The following is a 420-nucleotide window of genomic DNA, read 5'->3' on the forward strand; positions in this document are numbered from 1 at the left end:
ACGATCACGGCCGCCGGCACCATCGCCCCGATTCCGTCGTTGTTACGAGTTCTGTCTACAAGCACCATCACCGCCGTCCCGTGGTGATCGAAAACAACGGTTATTGATCGACCCGAAGGCTCGGCTCTTTGCAGCCGGGCCTTCTGGAAGAAACCTGAAATGTCACTGACGATCTGGCTTGCCGACACAAGGCATCAACTGCGGGCAGCCGTGTGATGCCATTCAACCCCTCCGAAAAAAGTCGCGCAGTCTCGCCTCTTAGGCTGGAATGCCGGCTATGCCGCCTGCAGACATTTAGGGTTCGCCCGTCACGCGGGCGCGGCGGGCGAACCCTATCAGCGCAGGAAGGGACGTAGCTGCGCCAATCTGCCAAATACTCTGGGATGGTCAGCCAAAGGCTATTCCAATCGCCATGAAGGT

1 protein-coding gene is annotated in these 420 nt (G+C 58.6%); it reads right to left on the reverse strand.

Annotation, left to right across the window (positions count from 1 at the left end; genetic code table 11):
* A partial coding sequence (locus tag ACWTU8_RS32965; RefSeq protein WP_455851393.1) for a hypothetical protein occupies window positions 1-188 on the reverse strand: 188 nt, incomplete at its 3' end.
* Between the last annotated feature and the right edge of the window lie 232 nt (window positions 189-420).

Source organism: Mesorhizobium sp. BHbdii, from assembly GCF_053848045.1.